Origin of the sequence: Streptomyces fildesensis (assembly GCF_016107395.1) — a bacterium.
Taxonomy (GTDB): domain Bacteria; phylum Actinomycetota; class Actinomycetes; order Streptomycetales; family Streptomycetaceae; genus Actinacidiphila; species Actinacidiphila fildesensis.
Genome location: NZ_JAAIKO010000216.1, coordinates 1 through 356, shown reverse-complemented (window position 1 = coordinate 356; position 356 = coordinate 1). Strand labels below are relative to the sequence as shown.

The 356-nt window shown below is 53.1% G+C and carries 1 protein-coding gene; it reads right to left on the bottom strand.

The window, feature by feature from the left end; all coding sequences use genetic code 11:
• Positions 1-101: 101 nt before the first annotated feature.
• The coding region (locus C6N31_RS47270) for a hypothetical protein (RefSeq protein WP_232486361.1) at positions 102-356 on the bottom strand (255 nt) is incomplete at its 5' end.

Here is a 356-nt window from a genome sequence, read left to right as displayed (position 1 = left end):
CATCTCCCCAATAACCCCCAACCCACTAAGACCTTTTCTTTCCCACTATTGTCTTTGAGATGGCTTCAAAAGCTCTAGCAACCACAGCCCTCCTCCTCTCCCTAAACCTCCTCTTCTTCACTTTGGTCAGCTCCACCTATGTCCCATGCCCGCCCACACCAAAACCTAAACACCACCACAAAAAGCCGCCGCCGGCAAAGGCGACTTGCCCAAAGGACACCCTCAAGTTTGGTGTCTGCGCCGATTTGTTGAATGATTTGGTGCATGTTGTTGTTGGGACCCCGCCAAAGACCCCTTGCTGTACTCTCATTGAGGGTCTGGCTGATCTTGAAGCCGCTGTCTGCCTTTGCACCGCC